The sequence below is a fragment of the Xanthomarina spongicola genome (assembly GCF_003148645.1).
In the GTDB taxonomy this organism is placed as follows: Bacteria; Bacteroidota; Bacteroidia; order Flavobacteriales; family Flavobacteriaceae; genus Xanthomarina; species Xanthomarina spongicola.
Genome location: NZ_QGGP01000007.1, coordinates 24,584 through 44,343, shown reverse-complemented (window position 1 = coordinate 44,343; position 19,760 = coordinate 24,584). Strand labels below are relative to the sequence as shown.

Here is a 19,760-nt window from a genome sequence, read left to right as displayed (position 1 = left end):
TCAGAATGACAACAGGTTTACCTAAAAATAGTCTGCTTTCTGTCTGGTCCAACAGAAACCACATGAATAGGAATTTCTAATTCTTTTTCTAAGAAGTCTATATAGTCGTTTAATTCTTTTGGAAATTGCGACGTTTTAGTCATTTTAGTTAAATCTTCTTTCCAACCTTTAAAGTCTGTATAAATAGGTTTTAGGTTTTCTGGTTCAATATTATAAGGTAAATGTGTAATCGTTTCGCCTTTATAGTTATAGGCTGTACAAACTTTTAAGGATTTAAATCCTGAAAGCACATCGCCTTTCATCATCATTAATTTGGTAACACCATTTACCTGACAAGCATATTTTAAAGCGACTAAATCTAACCAGCCACAACGTCTTGCACGTCCAGTAACTGCGCCAAATTCATTACCTATTTTAGCCATTTTGGCTCCAACTTCATCAAATAATTCAGTTGGGAAAGGTCCAGAGCCAACACGAGTTGTGTAAGCTTTAAAAATACCATATACTTCACCAATCTGGTTTGGCGCAACACCTAAGCCTGTACAGGCTCCTGCAGCTGTTGTATTACTTGAAGTAACAAAAGGATAAGTACCAAAATCGATATCTAATAAAGATCCTTGAGCACCTTCAGCTAAGATAGATTTACCAGCTTTTTGTGCTTGGTACAAATACTCTTCTGAATCTATAAATTGTAAGGATTTTAAAACTTTAACAGCTTCAAAAAACTCCACTTCCATTTCTTCTAAATCGTACTGAACATCTACATTATAGAATTTAATCATGGCTTCGTGTTTATTTGCTAAAGCACGATATTTTTCTTTCCAATCAGACAGTTCTAAATCGCCAACACGAATACCATTTCTACCAGTTTTATCCATATATGTTGGTCCAATACCTTTTAAGGTAGAACCAATTTTAGCTTTTCCTTTGGAAGCTTCACTAGCTGCATCTAATAGTCTATGAGTTGGTAAAATAACGTGAGCTTTTCTGGAAATAATAAGCTTTGTTTTATAATCTAGATTAAACTGATCTAAACCTTCTAATTCTTTGGCAAACACAACAGGATCGATAACCACACCATTACCAATAACGTTTATTGATTCTTTATGAAAAATTCCAGAAGGAATGGTTCTTAAAACATGTTTTATACCATCAAATTCTAAGGTGTGCCCAGCATTTGGTCCACCTTGAAAACGAGCAATAATATTGTAGTTGGAGGTAAGAACATCAACAATTTTTCCTTTGCCTTCGTCTCCCCATTGTAATCCTAGTAGTAAGTCTACTGCCATTGTAAAATAAGTTATTTAGTTGTTTTTCTGTTGCCGTAAAAGTAGAGTGAATGGTTTTTGATTTCGATATCAAAAACTTCTTCGATTGTTTTTTTTATGCTTTGAATTCTTGGATCGCAAAATTCGATAACTTCACCTGTATCGGTTAAAATAACATGGTCGTGTTGTTTATCGAAATAAGATTTTTCGTAATGTGCTTGATTTTGTCCAAATTGGTGCTTTCTAACCAAGCCACATTCCAATAGTAATTCTATAGTATTATAAAGAGTTGCACGAGACACACGATATTTTTTGTTTTTCATACTTAAGTATAAAGATTCAATATCGAAATGCTCTTCGCTATTATATATTTCTTGTAATATAGCGAAACGTTCAGGAGTTTTACGATGACTTTTTTGTTCTAAAAAAGCTGTAAAGACGTTTTTTACAATTTCCTGATTTTTTGTATCTGTTTTTAAACTCATAATTCCACCGCAAATTTACATTAATTTTTAAACTCTAGATACTTTATCGATACCATTAATTTTTTTTAAGTTGTCCATAAGTTTTTTAAGCAAGGTGTTGTTTTTAACAATTACATTAATTTTTCCTGAAAAAATACCATCATCACTCTGAAAACTGATACTTTTCATATTTACATGCATATTGGAAGAAATAACTTTAGTGATTTCGTTTACAAGTCCTAGATTGTCAATTCCAGATAATATAATTTTAGCTGCAAATTCTTGCTGTGAAGAGTCAATCCATTTAGCGATCATTATTCTGTAGGCATAGTTAGATTGAAGACTTACAGCATTTGGACAATTTTTTTTATGCACTTTTAAACCATCATTTATGGTTAAAAATCCAAATACAGGATCTCCAGGTATTGGGTTGCAACAATTAGCAAATTTATAATCTAATTTCTCTTCTTCTTTACCAAATACTAATAAATCGTATTTAGAAGTTATTTCGTCTTTATCTAATTCTTCTTTAGTAAGCGTTGGTTTTCTTGAAATTTTATTTTTAATATAGCTCATAAAAACATTACTTCTAGATGAAGCAAATTCTTTAAGCATTTTATTATCAATTGTACCAACGCCAATTCTATAAAATAAATCTAAACTGGTTTTAAGTTTAAAATAGCTAACTAACTCGTTTACAGATTTTTCATTTAAAACAATTTTTAACTGTTTTAATTTTCTTCTTAGAATTTCTTTACCATCTTCGGCTATTAGCTTTTTATCTTCTTTTAGAGAAGATTTAATTTTTCCTCTAGCTCTGGCAGTTGTTGCATAATCTAACCAGTTAGAATTTGGCTTAGCTGTTTCAGAAGTAAGGATATCTACACGATCGCCACTTTTTAATTCGTGACTTAATGGAACTAATTTTCCATTTACTTTAGCGCCACGAGTTTTCATTCCTACTTCTGTATGAATACTAAAAGCAAAATCTAATGGAGTTGCACCTTTTGGTAATGACTTTAATTCGCCTTTAGGAGTAAAAACAAAAATTTCTTTTGAGTATAAATTGAGTTTAAATTGCTCAACAAAATCTACTGCATTGGTTTCATGGTTTTCAAGTGCTTCCTGAAGTTTAGCAACCCAAGTGTCTAAATTATCTTCTTTTTCACTTCCTTCTTTATATTTATAATGAGCTGCAAAGCCTTTTTCGGCTATTTCGTTCATGCGTTCACTTCTAATTTGAACTTCTACCCAACGACCTTTTGGTCCAACAACGGTTATATGTAAAGCTTCATAGCCAGTTGATTTTGGTGAAGAAATCCAATCTCGAAGTCTGGTAGGATTTGGTCTAAAATGATCTGTTACTATCGAGTAAATTTTCCAAGCTAGAAATTTTTCGTTTTCTGGCTCACTTTTATAAATAATTCTTACAGCAAATTTATCGTAAACTTCATCGAAAGAAACCCCTTGGTTTTGCATCTTTCTGCGAATAGAAAAAATGGATTTTGGACGTCCTTTTATATCATAATCTAAGTGCTCTTTATCTAAAGATGTTTTAATAACGTTATTAAACTCATTTATATAAGCGTCTTGTTCTTCTTTACTCTCTTTAATTTTGGTGAGAATGTCTTTGTAAACTTCAGGTTCGGTATATTTTAAACCTAAGTCTTCAAGTTCTGTTTTAATATTATAAAGGCCAATTCTATGGGCCAAAGGCGCATATATATATAAGGTTTCAGAAGCAATTTTAACTTGTTTATCAGACCTCATGGATTCCATGGTCTGCATGTTATGTAATCTGTCTGCTATTTTTATGATAATAACCCTAACATCATCATTTAATGTTAGTAACATACGTCTAAAATTTTCAGCTTGTAAAGACACATCCATTTCAGTGTCTAATGAAGAAATTTTAGTTAGACCATCTACAATTTTTGCAACTGTTTCACCAAATAATTGTTCTATATCTGCAATGGTGTAGTCTTCATTATCTTCAACTACATCATGGAGAAGTGCTGCAGCAATAGAGGTAGCGTCCATGCCAATTCCTTGAGCAACAATTTTAGCAACAGCAATTGGGTGAAAAATATAAGCTTCACCAGATTTTCTTCGTTGGTCTTTATGTGCATCTACAGCTACATCAAAGGCTTTTCTAATAAGCTTTTTATCATCGTTTGTAAGGGTTCTATAGCTTACACGAAGTAACTCTTTATAAGCCTTAGCAATAGCAACATTTTCTTTTTCTAGCTCTAGTTCTGTCATAGACTTAAAAATAGTATAAATGAAATGATTTTACAACCCTTTTGTATTTAAAATTATTTAGTTTTTTTGATATGTTATAATTTTAAATTTTTCACTCTTTCTAAAAGTGTTGGATGTGAAAAATGCATAAAAACATAAGCTTTGTGAGGTGTTAAATTACTCAAACTGTTTTTTGATAATTTTTTAAGTGAAGAAATTAATGGTTCGGCTTTATACGTATTTTTTGCATAATTATCTGCTTGATATTCAAAGGTTCTGGAAAACCAATTCATTATTAAACTAGTAACTTCTGAAATTGGTGCATAAAGTAATCCAAAAGCAATTAATCCAATATGAAAACTAGGAATTTGGACACCTAAAGCATTTGAAAGCAAGGGGTTTGAAATAAAAATAGATAAGATATAAAGTGTCAATCCTGTTAGTAAAACTGAAGCGACTAAATTGAAAATGATATGTTTTTTCTTGTAATGACCTACTTCGTGGGCAAGAACAGCAACAATTTCATCATCATCTAAATCGTTAATTAAAGTATCGTAAAGCGTGACACGTTTTTCGCTCCCAAATCCAGAGAAATAGGCATTGGCTTTGGTACTTCGTTTAGACCCATCTATAACAAAAATTTTGTTTAATTTAAAACCAACTGTTTCTGCATATGCTGAAATTTTATGTCTTAATTCACCTTCTTCTAAAGGACTTTGTTTATTGAATATAGGAACAATTAATCTAGCATAAAACATATTCATAAAAACTGTAAACACTGTCACCAAAGCCCAAGCATATAACCAGAAATATTTACCAGAAAACTGATAAAACCAAATAATAAGCGCTAGAATTCCTCCACCCAAAATAGCTAACATAAGCCAGCCTTTAATTTTATCCAGAACAAAAGTTTTTTTTGTGGTTTTGTTAAATCCAAACTGTTCTTCTATTACAAAGGTTTTGTAATATGAAAATGGTGTGGAAAGAATATCGCTTCCAATCATAATAATTCCGAAGAAAATAAGTGCTATTAAAATGGGATTTTCGGAATAATTTCTAGCAATGTTGTCTACAAACTCAAAACCATCAAAAAATAGAAAGGCAAGAGTTAAAAGAATTGAAAATGTAGAAGTTAGAAGTCCAAATTTATAATTTGTTTTTTTATAGGATTGAGATTTTTTGTATTCCGATTCATCATAAACATCTTGAAGTTCTTGAGGAATAGGATCGTTAAAATGTTTTGCATTAAGAGCATCAAGAATTTTATCAATAATAAAATTAATAATTAGAATGGCTATAATAATATAGAATAGGGAAGTAGCTGTCATAAAATTAAAATTCCAATATTTTAAATTCCGAATTTTTAGAATTTATTTCAAATACAAAAATAGAAACTAATTGTCGCATTTTAATGTTTTTATATGACGTATTTAATATAAGATGTTACTCTCCGTAATACTTGTAATGCGTAGCATTTCTGCATTCTGAAAGAATTTGGAGCATGTCAAAATCACCATTAATTAAAGCTTTTTTCTTAGCTTTAGTCCATTTTTTAATTTTCTTTTCAAAATAAATTGCTTGTAATACATCAATGAATGTTTCTTGGAATTGTATTTCTAATGGTCGTCTTCTATAAGTGTAACAATCTTTATATTTTCCATAAATATGCTCTTTGAGACGTCTGTCCAAATTATTAGTAATTCCAGTGTAATATGATTCGTCTGAACATTTAAGAATATAAACATAATAGATAAATATATCTTTTAGGAGTTAAAGGCCTTCGACTGCGCTCAAGCTGACATTTGAACTATAATTTATTGAAGATAACTTAAATCTATTTTATTGTCAAAAAGAGTTATGATAATATTATGAATATTTAAAAGGAATCTTCAGTGTCACACTGAGCGCAGTCGAAGTGTTTATTATTTTAGTACTTTTGTGCTTTTCTCGAAATTATCACAGAAAATTTCGCTGTCTTTTGGCTTCAAAAATAAGGATGCCTGCTGCAACAGACACATTCATAGAATCTATTTCACCTTGCATAGGAATAATAATATTTTGAGAAGAACTTTCTAGCCATTCTTCACTAAGTCCAGTAGCTTCTGTTCCAACAACTAAAGCTGTTGGTTTTGTGTAGTCTTGTGTATGATAATTTTTGCTTGCTTGTAAAGCAGCACAATAAATATTAATGTTGTTTTCTTTTAAAAACTGAATAATTTCAGAAGTCGTTCCAGTTGCTATCTGATTCGTGAAAATGCAACCTACACTAGAACGTATAATATTAGGATTGTATAAATCGGTTTTTGGATTTGCAATAATTACAGCATCTATATTTGCTGCGTCAGCTGTACGTAAAAGAGCTCCAATATTTCCTGGTTTTTCAGGAGCTTCTGCAATTAATATTAGAGGATTTTTATTTTTGAAACTTAAATTTATTAGAGAAAACTCATTAGCTTTTGCAACAGCAATAACGCCTTCTGTAGTTTCTCTATGAGCTAGTTTTTGGTAAACTTCTTTAGATATTTCAATCGTATTATGTTGTGATGTAGTTAGAGCGTTTAATTGCTCTTCAGAAAATAATTCTGGATAGAATAAAAGGGTGTCAATTGTATATCCTCCTTTAATTGCAAGCCCAATTTCACGTACACCTTCAATTAAAAATAAACCAGATTTTTTTCGTGCTCTGGATTTTTCTTTAAGAAGTACAAGTTCTTTAATGTAAGAATTTTTAGCACTTGTTATTTGTTTGAAAGCCATTAAATTACCTATATTTAGACTCACAAAGTTACATTATTATGAAGCAAAAATTACTTTTTTTTTCAGTAGCCCTCATTTTTTCAACCTCAGCTTTTTCACAATTCTCAATTATAGATCAAAATTTAGATTGTACGACAGGTTGTTCAACTCTTACAGCTACTTTTCCGAATATTGAAAATACCATAGATTATACAGTTGAGAGTATTTCTTTTAATCCTCCAACTACTTTTGATGGTTTAGAAAATGTGTTAATAGGATTAGACGATAGATGGAGTAATGCTATTGGATTGCCATTTAATTTTTATTTTTATGGGAATGCGTATTCTGCATTATTAACAAGTGGGAATGGTGCCATTTCTTTCGATACAAGTTTAGCTGATGGTTTTCATCAATGGGCATTTACTGAAGAATTGCCAAATAATACAAATACAGCCTTTATTGGCGCCAATATTTTTGGAGCCATGCATGATATGGATATACACCAACATGGTTGGGAAATAATTGGCGATGCTCCATTTAGAGCATTTGTCTATAGTACTAGTTTAGCACCAAATTATTTATGTGATGATTTATTTACTACGCAAATGATGGTGTTATATGAAACTACAAATGTCATTGAAGTTTACTTATTAAACAAACCACTTTGCGAGACTTGGAATAATGGAAGTTCTGTAGTGGGAATCCAAAACCCAGAAGGAACTCAAGCAGTTGTTCCGACTGGACGAAATACTGGGCAATGGGAAGCCATTAACGAAGCATGGCGATTTAATCCATTTGGTAGTACAACAAATAATACCTATGAGTGGTACAACCAGACTAATACTTTGATTAGTACAGATATGTCAATTAATGTATGTCCAACTACAGTGGAAACTTTTACGTTAGTGGTTACATATATAGATCCTAATACAGGAAACCCAACTACAATCTCAGAAACTATAACTTTAACTCCAAATTTAGTTGGAGAAGACCCTGATGATTTAGAAATATGTAGCGATACGGAGTTTTCTATATTCGATTTAACGGTTCAAACAAATATTATAAATGGAGGAACCACATGTAGTATTATAAATTATTATGAAAGCTTAGTAGATGCAGAGAATGATACGAATATTATTACAAACCCTAGCACTTATACGAATATAACAAATCCTCAGACTATATATGTACGTGTTGATGATATCAATACAAGTAATTACGAAACGACTCAGTTTGATTTAATAGTTAGTCTTTCACCAACAATATTTGCATCTGAAATTCTAGCTTGCAGTTTTGAGCAAGGATTTGCTGAATTTGATTTAGCATCTATGGATGTTTCAGTAACTGGAGGAAATCCTGATTATCAAGTAAGATATTATAGAACGTTTGCTGATGCTGATAATGAAAATAATGAATTATTAAGTCCTTATGTCAATGAGGAAATTTTTGTTCAGACAATTATTGCTCGAGTAGATGACCAAAATTCTGATTGTTATAGCTTAATTGAATGCTATTTGAATGTTATAGATAGCGTGCAACTACAAACTGTTACTTTGTTTCAATGCGATGATGAATCTAACGATGGTATAGCAGAATTTAATTTAGCTGATACTATACCAGAAATAACTAATGGTCAAACAGATATTACTGTTACGTTTTTTGAAACTGAAGTTGATGCTCAAAATAATAACAATCCTATAGCTTCTCCAGAAGTTTATACAAATAATTCAAATCCTCAAGCCATTTTTACTAGAGGTGAAAGTACAGTTGAAGAATGTATTGGCTTTGGTATTGTTGAACTTTTTGTTGAAGAATCACCAAATATTATCATGCCTTCACCATATACGATTTGTGATTTTGATGGCACTAATGACGGCTTCTCAACATTTAATTTAAGCACAAAGGATGCTGAAATTCTTGAAGGATTAAATGCTAATAATTATGTGGTTAGCTATTATGAAACTCAAGCAGATGCAGATTCTGGTTTGAATGCTTTAAACTCCTCTGGATATTTGAATGTAGTGGCTAATCTACAAACAATATATGTTCGAGTTGAAAATCAGTTTGCTGGATGTTTTGATACTACATCGTTAGACTTAATTGTAGATACAGATTGCCCAATAGCTTGCGAAGAAAATGTAACTTTTTGTTATGTAAACGACGAAACAACCGAATATTCTTTTACAAGTGATAATGGTGCGCCATTAACAGTCTTTTTTAATTCAGGACAAGTAGAAGTAGATTGGGATGAGTTAATTGTTTTAGATTCTGATGGTGTTACCAATTTAAATGAAGACACGCCTTATGGAAATTCTGGAGATGTTACTGGATTAACATTCACATCTTCAGGAGATACAATTACAATAAAAGTAGAATCAGATGGTTCTATTAGTTGTCAAACAAATAATTACACACCAATAGATTTTAATATATTCTGTATTGATGCTATAGGTCTTATTGAAGTAAATGCATTTATCGATCAAAATTCTAATGGCGTATTAGATGCTTCTGAATTAAATTTTAGCGAAGGTGTCTTTACGTATGAAGTTAATAATGATGGTGTAATAAACTATGTGAATTCATCTACAGGTAGTTTTTTAATTCCTATTACAGAAGAAGGTGATACTTATGATATTAGTTTTGTTATGTTTGAAGGTTATAATAGTTGTTTAAGTCAGCCTTTCACATTAGTAGAAGATGTTACAGCTGTCATTGGAGAGACCGTTGAGGTTAATTTTCCAGTAAATCCAATAACAGATTGTAGTGATATTGGTGTTTATCTATTGTCTTATGTACCACCTCGTCCTGGGATAATTGATTATAATAATTTGATTATTGAAAATTTGGGTAGCATTCCAGTGTCTGGTTCAGTAGAGTTTACACATGACCCTTTATTATCTCTCTTAGATGTTCTATATGTAGAACCAGGAAATACAGTAACTAATACTGCTACTGGGTTTATTTTAAACTTTAATAATTTACAGCCAAATAATGAGGAAGTTGTTACAGTAAGACTAAATGTTCCACCTAGTTTAGTTGCTGGAGATATAATTACTAATTCTGTTGTTTATAATGTAAGTGATATTAATTTAGAAAATAATGAGTCTATATTAACCGAAGTTGTAGTCAATTCTTACGATCCAAATAATAAGGTTGAATCTCATGGTCCAGAAATTAAGTTGAATGATTTTACAAGTGAAGATTACTTGTTTTATATTATAAATTTCCAAAACTTAGGAACAGCTGAAGCTATAAATATAAGAGTGGAAGATGTATTAGATTCTCAATTAGATGTTACTACTTTTAAAATGCTAAATGCAAGTCATGATTATGTATTAACTAGAGTAGATGGTAATTTAACTTGGGAATTTGAAGATATTAATCTGCCAAGCGAAAGTATGGATGAACCAAACAGTCATGGTTATATTTATTTTAAAATTAAACCATTAGCAGGATATGCAGAAGGAGATATAATTCCAAATTATGCAGACATCTATTTCGATTTTAATCCAGCAGTTACAACTAATACATTCGAAACAGAGTTTGTTGCTAATCTTTCAGTTGAAGGTTTTAATTCAACCCAATTTAGTATGTATCCAAATCCAGCAACTCAGCTAGTGAATGTTCAATTTAATACAAATGTTAACAGCAACATAAAAGTGAATATTTTTGATTTACAAGGAAAATCAGTAATGAAAACGAATACTGTTTCTAATTTGAATTCCATTCAATTTAATGTCTCTAACCTATCAAAAGGCATGTATTTTGTCGAATTGGTTGGAAGTAATTTTAAAATTGTTGAAAAGCTTATTGTTGAATAAAATATTGAAAAAAAATAAAAGGGCTTCAGAAATATTCTGAAGCCCTTTTTTATTTCAAATAATTAACAATTAGTGCCACCACATAACTATAGCTTTCCATACCTTTTTCTTGATTGTTGGCTTTTAAAAAACGACTGTAAAATATTTTAAAAAATGGTTCTGCTGGATTTTGGTAACTGTCCCAAAACAATTGCACTTCTTGATAATTTTTTAAAATCCCTTTGTTTACTGTTTTTGAAATTTCTAAATATAAATCGTGGTCTCGCTTATATAATTCTATCAAACAATGTTTCAATAAAAACGTGTAGCCACTATAATTAAAATAAATATCTTGGTGATTAATTGCAGCCAAACCTCCAATAAAATTGGCTTCATTTTCTTTAGCATATCCTAATTGATGCGCCACTTCATGAGAAGCAACCACAGAATATCTGTATGGAACAATCAAACTATTAATTTGTGCTTCGTTGGTTAACGGATTTAAATAGCCACTAAAGCCCATAAACGTTAAGGGCAAACTAAATAACGATTTTTTTATACTTTTTGGATGATATTCTAAATGAAGAAATTCTTTTTGCAATGCGTCGTAACCTTCAGGGACCATACTTAAAATCTCATTTTTACTATAAGGTATATCGATTTTAGTCGAATCGTTTTCAGCCAATTCTAAATGAAGAGTATTCGATTTTTCTATCAGTTTTTCAGTCACAGAAATTAGTTGTTCGGTTGTGTAATCTGAATTTAGATTTAAACTTTTATGTAAAGGCAATCTGTAATAATTCATGGCCCAAAATAAATGAAACGCAAAATATATAATTGAAAAGGCAGCAAAGACATCTATCAACCAATGTTTCGTGTCTTTTAAAATGCGTTTTCTGTTTATTATAAACCATCTTGTTATGTAGATAATGGCAAAGCCATAAAATAAATCTCCAAATGAAAAGGGAATCCAGCCCAAACTATATCGAAACAAACTCGAAATTACAGGATAAATACCAAGACTATAATAGGTTTCAACAGTTTCAGGAAATTGCTTGAGGAGCTTCACTATCAAGAATAATGGAACTATAGAAAAGGCTATATATGGTTTTGGGTTTTTCAGCATCTTTCAAAAATAGTCAAATGTTTTAATACTCTATAAGATATAAGTACCTTTGTAAAACTTTTAAAAAACAGATATGAATTCAGAAATAAGAAACCTAGAACCAAAACAACTTTGGAATAAATTTGCCGATTTAAATGCTGTGCCAAGAGCTTCAAAAAAAGAAGAACAAGTAATTGCTTTTATGAAAGATTTTGGTAAAAAGTTAAATCTTGAAACTATAGAAGACGAAGTTGGTAATGTGATTATTAAAAAACCAGCAACTTCAGGAATGGAAGATCGTGTAACAATTGTTATGCAATCGCATTTAGATATGGTTCACCAAAAAAATGCAGATACCAATTTCGATTTTGCAACTCAAGGTATTGACATGTATGTAGATGGCGATTGGGTTCGTGCTAAAGGCACAACTCTTGGTGCAGACAACGGTTTAGGTGTAGCAACTATTATGGCTATTTTGGAAAGTACAGATATTCCTCATCCTGCTATTGAAGCTTTGTTTACTATTGATGAAGAAACAGGAATGACAGGAGCCATGGGTTTAAAAGGTGGTTTGCTTGAAGGAAGTATTCTTTTGAATTTAGATACTGAGGAAGATGATGAGATTGGTGTTGGTTGCGCTGGAGGAGTCGATGTAACTGCTACAAGAACCTATAATGAAGAAGAAACACCTGAATTTAAAACAGGATATACAATTGCAGTAAAAGGACTACAAGGTGGACATTCTGGAATGCAAATTCATGAAGGTTTAGGAAATGCCAATAAAATATTGAATCGTTTGTTATTTGATGGTTTTGAAAATTTTGGATTACGTATTTCTGAAATCGATGGAGGAAGTTTAAGAAACGCTATTCCTAGAGAAAGCAAAGCTATTGTAGCTATAGACGCTATTCACGAAGAAGCTTTTAAAGCTGAAATGGCTGACTATGCTAACGAGATAAAAACAGAATTAAAAACCAAGGAACCAGATTTAGAGATTGTGGTTTCTAAAACTGAAACTCCTAAAAACATCATGGATTTAGGTGTTCAGGAAGGTTTGACCAGAGCTTTGTATGCAGCTTTAAATGGTGTGTATAGAATGAGTGCAGATATTCCAGATTTGGTAGAAACATCAAATAACATTGCAAGAGTAATAGTTAAGGATGGTGCTATTAAGATAGGATGTTTAACACGTTCTTCTGTAGAAAGTTCAAAATGGGATTTAGCCAATATGCTACGTGCCACGTTTGAATTAACAGGTTGCGAAGTTGAATTTTCTGGAGATTATCCTGGTTGGAAACCTAATATGGATTCTGCCATTTTAAAAGTGTTGGATAATTTATACGAGAAAATGAATGGACAAAAAGCGCATGTGGCTGCTTGTCATGCTGGATTAGAATGTGGTATACTTGGACAGAATTATCCAGACATGGACATGATTAGTTTTGGTCCAAATATTAAAGGAGCACACTCGCCAGACGAAAGAGCGCAAATATCTTCAGCTCAAAAATACTGGAAGTTTGTTTTAGAGATTTTGAAACAGATTCCTAAGAAGTAATTTTTTTGTTATTGCTAATTTTATATTTAATAATTTATGATTAATAAGATTGGAGTTTACACTGCATTAGTATCATTTCTAATTGGGACTTTATTATTAGTTATATTTTATTTCACTTACTCATCTATAATAGCTTATTATGGATTAATTTTTATAATTATTGTAGGAATTATTAATTTAGTAATTCTTGTAAAAATAGTCTTTGACTATAATACTAAAAGAGAGAATAAGAAAGAGTATTTAAGAACGGCTTTGATAATGCTTTTAAATATTCCTATTGTTATTTGCTATACATACTTTGTTATATTTTTAATGAATACAATGATTGTTACATTAATAAATGAAACTGGAAGAGAAATTTCACAAATTAAAATTATTGGAGGAGAACCAACTCAAATTCTTAAACTTGAAATTGGTGAAGTGAAAACAAAATGGGTTGGAATAACAAATGATAATAGCTTGATGATTGAATACAATGTTGATGGAGAAATCAGACAAGAAGTGATTTATGGATATGTTACAAGCTTTTCTGGAAGTAGAATAAAATATAAAATCGGAAATGAAACGAAACCGATTGATGAATCTATTTAAACAAAAAAGCAGCTCATCGAGCTGCTTTTTTTATTTTATATGCTGTATGTTAATTATTCAGCTAATCCAGAAATCTCTAAATCGAAAACTAAATTTGTGTTTGGTGGAATTGGTCCCATGCCATTTGCTCCATAACCTAAATAACTAGGAATAAATACACGAGCTTTATCGCCTACATTCATATTTAGCATCGCTTCTCTAAAGCCAGGTACTAATTGAGCTGTTTCGTTATAAATCATAGGGAATGGTTTGTAACCTCCTTGTGTGTCGCGTTGTTCGTTATATTGATTATTTTCTTTTGCAATTTCAGCCCAAGAGGTATCAAACAAACGTCCATCTTCAAAGTATCCAGCATAATTAACAAGGACTTTTTGAGACGAATTTGGTTTTACACCATTTTCAGCTTCAGTAACAATCATTATTAAGCCAGTAGGCAATTCTTTAATAGTACCTGCAAAAGCTTCATTTTTCTTTAAAAACTCTTCACCAGCTTGCTTAGCAGATTCTTTCATTTTTGCTTGTTCTTCTTCCTTTAATTGTTTTTGTCTTTCTTCTATTTTAGGTAAGTCTTCTGCAAACACTTTAGCAGCATCAAAAGCTTCAGCATCTGTTCCTACTCTAATAATATTAATGGTTTCTATAACAACAGGTTCAACAGGCTTATTGTTGCCTTGACTTACTGCAACATTAGAAATGGTGTCTTGTACTTCTAATCCAATAACCAATTCGCCAAAAACAGCGTGTCTGTTATCTAAATTAGGAGTTGGTACTTCAGTAATAAAAAACTGGCTTCCATTTGTAGCAGGACCAGAGTTTGCCATTGATAAAATACCAGGCTTGTTGTGTTTTAAATCTGGATGGAACTCATCTAAAAACGAATATCCTGGGTTTCCAGAACCACTACCAGTTGGATCTCCACCTTGAATCATGAATTTGTCGATAACTCTGTGAAAAGTAGTACCATCGTAATATCTCTTTCCTTTTAAAGAATCAGGAAGGTTTGGTTGCGTGCCTTCTGCTAAACCAACAAAATTAGCTACAGTTACAGGTACTTCTTTATAGTTAAGTTTAGCAACCATAATGCCTTGATTGGTTACAAATTCAGCATAAAGACCATCTTGTAAATCAGGATATTTTTGCTGTTCACAAGATGTGAAACTTAATAAAATAGTTAGGAATAAAATTTTCATAGTATGCTTTAAAATGTTCATTTGTAATTAATGTTTGGTGTAAAATTAGTGATTTATTGTTCTTGTTGATTATCTATAATGGAGTTTACAGAAACTTCGCAGATTAATGGCACGTTTGTTCCAATTCTATTTTCATCTCCATAATATCCATAAGCTTTTTGCGATGGAAACATGAAAGTAACCGTTTCTCCAGCTTTCATTAGTTTTAACCCTTCTCTTAATCCAGAAAAAAGTTCTTGTTTATCCATGACATAATTTTGAGTTTTTATGTCGTCTTTAGTATAAATAACTTGCCCATTTAATGTTTTAATATCATAATTAAAGTTAACAATATCACCAAAATCTGGAGATATAAGGCTATCTGCTTGTTGTTTTATATTATAGTAATACCAAAATCCATTTTCTGAAGCTATATAGTTTTCATCAGGATTTTCTTTCATAATTTTTTTAATATAAGACTGTTCTTTTTCATTTAATTTAATGTTTCTAGCTACAGAAGCATCAATAAATGAACCGGATTTTGAAGAAATAGGTCGTCTGGCTTCGGGCGATTTACAAGCAGCCAGAAGCAAAGCACATACTATTAAAGTTATAATTCTACTCATTGTTTAGGGCAATTTTATAGCTTGGTAATATACTAATAAAATTTTCAATTGTTGATTTTAGATTTAAATCGCTCTTTCCACCAGCAGCATTTGTGTGTCCTCCACCTCCAAAATGTGCTCTGGAAAACTCGTTTACAGAGAAATGTCCTTTAGAACGTAACGATATTTTTATGATGTTATTTTGCGAATCTTCAATAAAGATAGCTGCAAAAATTATATTGTTTAATGACAAGGCATAATTAACAAAACCTTCGGTGTCTCCTTTTCTGAAATTGAATTGATTAAGTTCTTCTTGAGACAAAGTAATGTATGCTGTTCTATATTCTGGTAGAACTTTTAAATTGGTTAATGCACAACCCAATAATTGCATTCTCTCATAACTATTGGTATCAAAAATTTGATTATGTATTTCAGAATGATTAGCACCTCTATCTATTAAATCTCCTGCAATTCTATGTGTATTACTTGTTGTTGAAGGGAATCTGAAAGAACCTGTGTCTGTCATAATTCCAGCATATAAACAACTAGAAATATCAGAATCTATTAGGTCTTTATCTCCTAACATATCGATAAAATTATAGACCATTTCGCAAGTGGAACTCATATTAACATCTGAGTACATATAAGTTGCATAAGCATCAGGTTGCTGATGATGGTCTATCATTATTTTTATAGCTTCACTTTTTGATAAAGCATCTTCCATGTCGCCAGTTCTATTCAATGCATTAAAATCTAGAGTAAAAACTATATCAGCAGTATTAATTAGGTTATCACTTTGCTCTTTCTGTGAATCGTATTTTAAAATTTTAGATTCTTCTGGCATCCATTTCAAAAAATCTGGATAATCGTTAGGAGCAATTACAGATGCTTTATGATTGTGTTTTAAAAGGTAATGATATAATCCAAGTGTAGAACCAATAGCATCTCCATCAGGGTTTTTATGAGGTACAATAACAATCTGTTTAGGTGTTTTTAACAGTTGTTTTATTTTTTTAATATCGTCTTTTGTCATAGGCAACGAAGATACAATTTTTTAATATTGGTTTTTAAGGTTATTATAATGAAATACCTTACTTTTGCACGAAATTAAAAAAAATATAAATGGCAACTAACAGAACATTTACAATGCTTAAGCCTGATTCAGTTGAAAAAGGACACATTGGCGCAATTTTAGAAAAAATTAATGCTTCAGGTTTTAGAATCGTAGCAATGAAATTAACACAAATGACAAAAGCAGATGCTCAGGCATTTTATGCAGTTCATAACGAAAGACCTTTCTTTGGAGAATTAGTAGAATATATGACTCGTGGTCCTATTGTAGCTGCTATTTTAGAAAAAGAAAATGCTGTAGAAGATTTTAGAACTTTAATTGGTGCTACAAATCCTGCTGATGCAGCAGAAGGCACTATAAGAAAATTATATGCTGCTTCTATTGGAGAAAATGCTGTTCATGGAAGTGATAGCGATGAAAATGCTGCTATAGAAGGTGCTTTTCATTTTTCTGGAAGAGAGATGTTTTAATAAAACAATCTTAATACATTATAAGAAGCCTGAAAATTTATTTTTTCAGGCTTTTTTGTGATTTTTATTATAAATTCGCCCAACCTAAAAATTTACTTATGATAAAGTCTATTATATTATTGCTTGGTTTTGTGTTAATTAGCTCTATAGCTTCTGCACAAAATATGCAAGAAGCAATTAAAAAATTGGAAACTCAAAGCAACGCTAAGATTACTGTAAACTTAAATGGAGTTGCAGAATTTATTAAGTTTCCAGCTTCAAGTCCGTTGCAATTAGAAGGTATAACACTTCAAGAGAAGGTTGTTTCCTTTTTAGAATCCAATAAAGAAATATTCCCTTTTCAAACTATTGAATCTGCTTTTTCTTTTGGTTCTGTTGTTATTGACAATTATGGTTTTAAACAATTAGTATTAACACAACATAAAAATAATGTTCCAGTATTTGATGGACAACTACGTTTTCATTTTAATGCAGAAAATAAACTAACTGCAATAAATGGGAATTATGTATCAAACATAAAAAACCATACAATTCCTTCTATAAGTTCTTCACAAGCAAATAATATTGCTATTGAAACGGTAAACAAGCAGGAAATTAATCATTCAGGTGTTTCTTTGTTTGCTTTTGATACTAACTTATATCTTTTTCAAAAAGGGTTAATTGATAATTCTTTTGGAGCTACTTATTTAGTTTATGAAGTTGAAGTTAGGAATGATGCAGATGTAAGAGAGTATGTTTATGTAAATGCGCATACTGGAATAATCACTGAACAATTTACAGGAATGGCTCATGCTTTAGACAGAATTGTTTATGAAAACAACACGTCTAATATTGTATGGCAAGAAGGAGATGCTTTTCCAGGAACGTTAAGTATTTGGCAGCAAAATGAAGTTGAAGCTTCTGCTCACATGTATAATTTTTTTAATAATGCTTTTGGCTACATGTCTTATGATGGAGCAGATGCGCAAATGCGAACTATTAATAATAATCCAAATATTTCTTGTCCTAACGCAAACTGGAATGGAGTTACTGCAAATTATTGTAATGGAACAGCTTCAGATGATGTTATTGCTCATGAATGGGGACATGCTTATACAGAATATACAAGTGGATTAATTTATGCTTACCAATCTGGAGCTATGAATGAAGCTTACTCAGATATTTGGGGAGAAACAATTGACTTGTTGAATAATTACGAAGATGCAGACGATGATAATTCGTTAAGAACAGCTTGTAATAGTTCAGACAGATGGAGAATGGGAGAAGATGCTACAGCATTTGGAGGTGCTATTAGAGATATGTGGAATCCACCTTGTAATGGAGATCCAGGAAAGTTAACCGATGGAAATTTTTACTGTGGTACTGGAGATGGAGGAGGAGTTCATTCCAATTCAGGTATTCCAAATCATACCTATGCTCTTTTAGTAGATGGAGGTACTTATAATGGGCAAACTATAAATGGTATTGGTTTTACAAAAGCTGCTCATATTTTTTGGAGAGCTCAAAGTGAATACTTAACTGCTACAAGTGATTTTTATTCGTTAGCAGATGCTTTAGAAGCTTCTTGTACAGATTTACTAGGAATTAATTTAGAAGGTTTAAGTACAGCTGCTGCAGTTGGACCTTCAGGTGAAATAATTACTACATCAGATTATGATGAGTTGGTTAAAGTGTTATTAGCTGTCGAATTACGTATGGATGATAATTGTGGATATATTCCAATATTAGCAGCTACTGCAGATCCTTGTAACTCAGCATCATTAGCACCAATCTTTTTAGAAGACTGGGAATCTGGTATGAGTGGTTGGACTGTGTCTCAAATTGCATCAAATCCTGGTACTTGGGAATCAAGAGATTGGGTTTTAGAATCTAATTTGCCAGATGGTAGAACTGGACAAGCTATTTTTGGAGTAGATCCTATAAATGGTAACTGTACAACTTCATTACAAAATGGAATTTTAAGATTGGAAAGTCCAGTTATAAATATTCCAGATCAACCTACTGGAACTTTCGAAATGACTTTTATGCACTATATTTCTACTGAAGATAGTTGGGATGGAGCAAACATAAAGTATAGTCTTGATGGTGGATTGTGGACACTTTTACCTGGTAGTGCGTTTACAGAAAATGCTTATAATGGTGTAATTAATGCAGGTGGAAACGATAACCCGATGGCTGGCGAAGAGGCTTTTACTGGTTCTGATGGAGGCTCAACTTCTGGAAGTTGGGGAAGAAGCTATATCAATTTATCTGGATTAGGAGTTACAGCAAATTCAACCATTCAATTTAGATTTGAAGTTGGTACAGATGGATGTAATGGTAGAGAGGGCTGGTATGTAGATGATATTTCAGTTTATAATTGCGATATGATTCTTTCTGTTACAGATTTTGAAGGTTTGCAAAACGATATTAGAGTGTTTCCTAATCCATCTCATGGAGAGTTTACACTTAAAAATCTAAATAATATCGAATTGGTTAAAGCTGAAATATTTGATATTAACGGAAGGTTGATTAAAACAATCGATCTTTCTAGTGGACAAAGTCTACAGACTATAGATATCACACAAGTAACTTCTGGAATTTATTTCATGAATGTTCATGCTAAAAATGCTACTCAAGTAATTAAGCTGATTAAGCAATAAGTACTAGAGTTTTAATATAGAAAAAGCCTTGTAAACAAATTG

At 31.4% G+C, this 19,760-nt stretch carries 15 protein-coding genes; 5 read left to right on the top strand and 10 right to left on the bottom strand.

What is annotated here, in order from left to right; translation table 11 throughout:
* Window positions 1-17: 17 nt before the first annotated feature.
* The 6 genes from LX78_RS12305 to LX78_RS12280 form a co-directional block, all read right to left on the bottom strand.
* Window positions 18-1,289 carry an adenylosuccinate synthase gene (locus LX78_RS12305; RefSeq protein ID WP_109682968.1) on the bottom strand — a complete coding sequence of 424 codons (1,272 nt, stop codon included), beginning with the start codon at window positions 1,287-1,289 and terminating at the stop codon, window positions 18-20.
* Window positions 1,290-1,300: 11 nt separating this feature from the next.
* Window positions 1,301-1,753 (bottom strand): Fur family transcriptional regulator, encoded by a 453-nt coding sequence (locus LX78_RS12300; protein WP_109682967.1) that lies wholly within the window; start codon window positions 1,751-1,753, stop codon window positions 1,301-1,303.
* A gap of 27 nt (window positions 1,754-1,780) precedes the next feature.
* Window positions 1,781-3,994: a RelA/SpoT family protein gene (locus LX78_RS12295; protein WP_109682966.1), complete on the bottom strand. Its 2,214-nt coding sequence runs from the start codon at window positions 3,992-3,994 to the stop codon at window positions 1,781-1,783.
* 74 nt (window positions 3,995-4,068) lie between these two features.
* Window positions 4,069-5,301: a M48 family metallopeptidase gene (locus tag LX78_RS12290; RefSeq protein ID WP_109682965.1), complete on the bottom strand. Its 1,233-nt coding sequence runs from the start codon at window positions 5,299-5,301 to the stop codon at window positions 4,069-4,071.
* A 115-nt stretch (window positions 5,302-5,416) separates the two neighbouring features.
* Complete coding sequence (locus tag LX78_RS12285; protein WP_342766619.1) at window positions 5,417-5,710, bottom strand: GIY-YIG nuclease family protein; 294 nt, start codon at window positions 5,708-5,710, stop codon at window positions 5,417-5,419.
* A 219-nt stretch (window positions 5,711-5,929) separates the two neighbouring features.
* A complete protein-coding gene (locus tag LX78_RS12280; protein WP_109682963.1) occupies window positions 5,930-6,730 on the bottom strand; it encodes a TrmH family RNA methyltransferase in 801 nt (266 codons plus the stop codon).
* A 38-nt stretch (window positions 6,731-6,768) separates the two neighbouring features.
* On the opposite strand from LX78_RS12280, the gene LX78_RS12275 reads away from it, so the two are divergent.
* A complete protein-coding gene (locus LX78_RS12275) occupies window positions 6,769-10,530 on the top strand; it encodes a T9SS type A sorting domain-containing protein (protein ID WP_109682962.1) in 3,762 nt (1,253 codons plus the stop codon).
* 49 nt (window positions 10,531-10,579) lie between these two features.
* Here LX78_RS12275 and LX78_RS12270 read toward each other — a convergent pair whose 3' ends face one another.
* Entirely contained in the window at window positions 10,580-11,635 is a 1,056-nt protein-coding gene (locus tag LX78_RS12270; protein WP_109682961.1) for a DUF3810 domain-containing protein, read from the bottom strand.
* 73 nt (window positions 11,636-11,708) lie between these two features.
* On the opposite strand from LX78_RS12270, the gene LX78_RS12265 reads away from it, so the two are divergent.
* Window positions 11,709-13,169, top strand: a complete 1,461-nt coding sequence (locus LX78_RS12265) for an aminoacyl-histidine dipeptidase (protein ID WP_109682960.1) — start codon at window positions 11,709-11,711, stop codon at window positions 13,167-13,169.
* 36 nt (window positions 13,170-13,205) lie between these two features.
* Window positions 13,206-13,760 (top strand): hypothetical protein, encoded by a 555-nt coding sequence (locus tag LX78_RS12260; protein WP_109682959.1) that lies wholly within the window; start codon window positions 13,206-13,208, stop codon window positions 13,758-13,760.
* Window positions 13,761-13,813: 53 nt separating this feature from the next.
* Here LX78_RS12260 and LX78_RS12255 read toward each other — a convergent pair whose 3' ends face one another.
* From LX78_RS12255 to LX78_RS12245, 3 genes are read right to left on the bottom strand one after another with little or no spacing between them, the layout of a single operon-like run.
* Window positions 13,814-14,950 carry a peptidylprolyl isomerase gene (locus LX78_RS12255; protein WP_109683114.1) on the bottom strand — a complete coding sequence of 379 codons (1,137 nt, stop codon included), beginning with the start codon at window positions 14,948-14,950 and terminating at the stop codon, window positions 13,814-13,816.
* Window positions 14,951-15,003: 53 nt separating this feature from the next.
* Window positions 15,004-15,555, bottom strand: coding sequence for a gliding motility-associated peptidyl-prolyl isomerase GldI (gldI, locus tag LX78_RS12250; RefSeq protein ID WP_109682958.1), 552 nt, complete (start codon window positions 15,553-15,555; stop codon window positions 15,004-15,006).
* A complete protein-coding gene (locus LX78_RS12245) occupies window positions 15,548-16,567 on the bottom strand; it encodes a DHH family phosphoesterase (RefSeq protein ID WP_109682957.1) in 1,020 nt (339 codons plus the stop codon). The genes gldI and LX78_RS12245 overlap by 8 nt, the downstream gene beginning before the upstream one ends.
* Window positions 16,568-16,656: 89 nt before the next feature.
* Between LX78_RS12245 and LX78_RS12240 the strand changes: the two genes are divergently transcribed.
* Together LX78_RS12240 and LX78_RS12235 are read left to right on the top strand one after the other, a co-directional pair.
* The gene (locus tag LX78_RS12240) at window positions 16,657-17,076 is read left to right on the top strand and encodes a nucleoside-diphosphate kinase (RefSeq protein ID WP_109682956.1); all 420 of its coding nucleotides are present in this window, start codon (window positions 16,657-16,659) and stop codon (window positions 17,074-17,076) included.
* 98 nt (window positions 17,077-17,174) lie between these two features.
* Window positions 17,175-19,718, top strand: coding sequence for a M4 family metallopeptidase (locus LX78_RS12235; RefSeq protein ID WP_170109851.1), 2,544 nt, complete (start codon window positions 17,175-17,177; stop codon window positions 19,716-19,718).
* The last annotated feature ends 42 nt before the right edge of the window (window positions 19,719-19,760 follow it).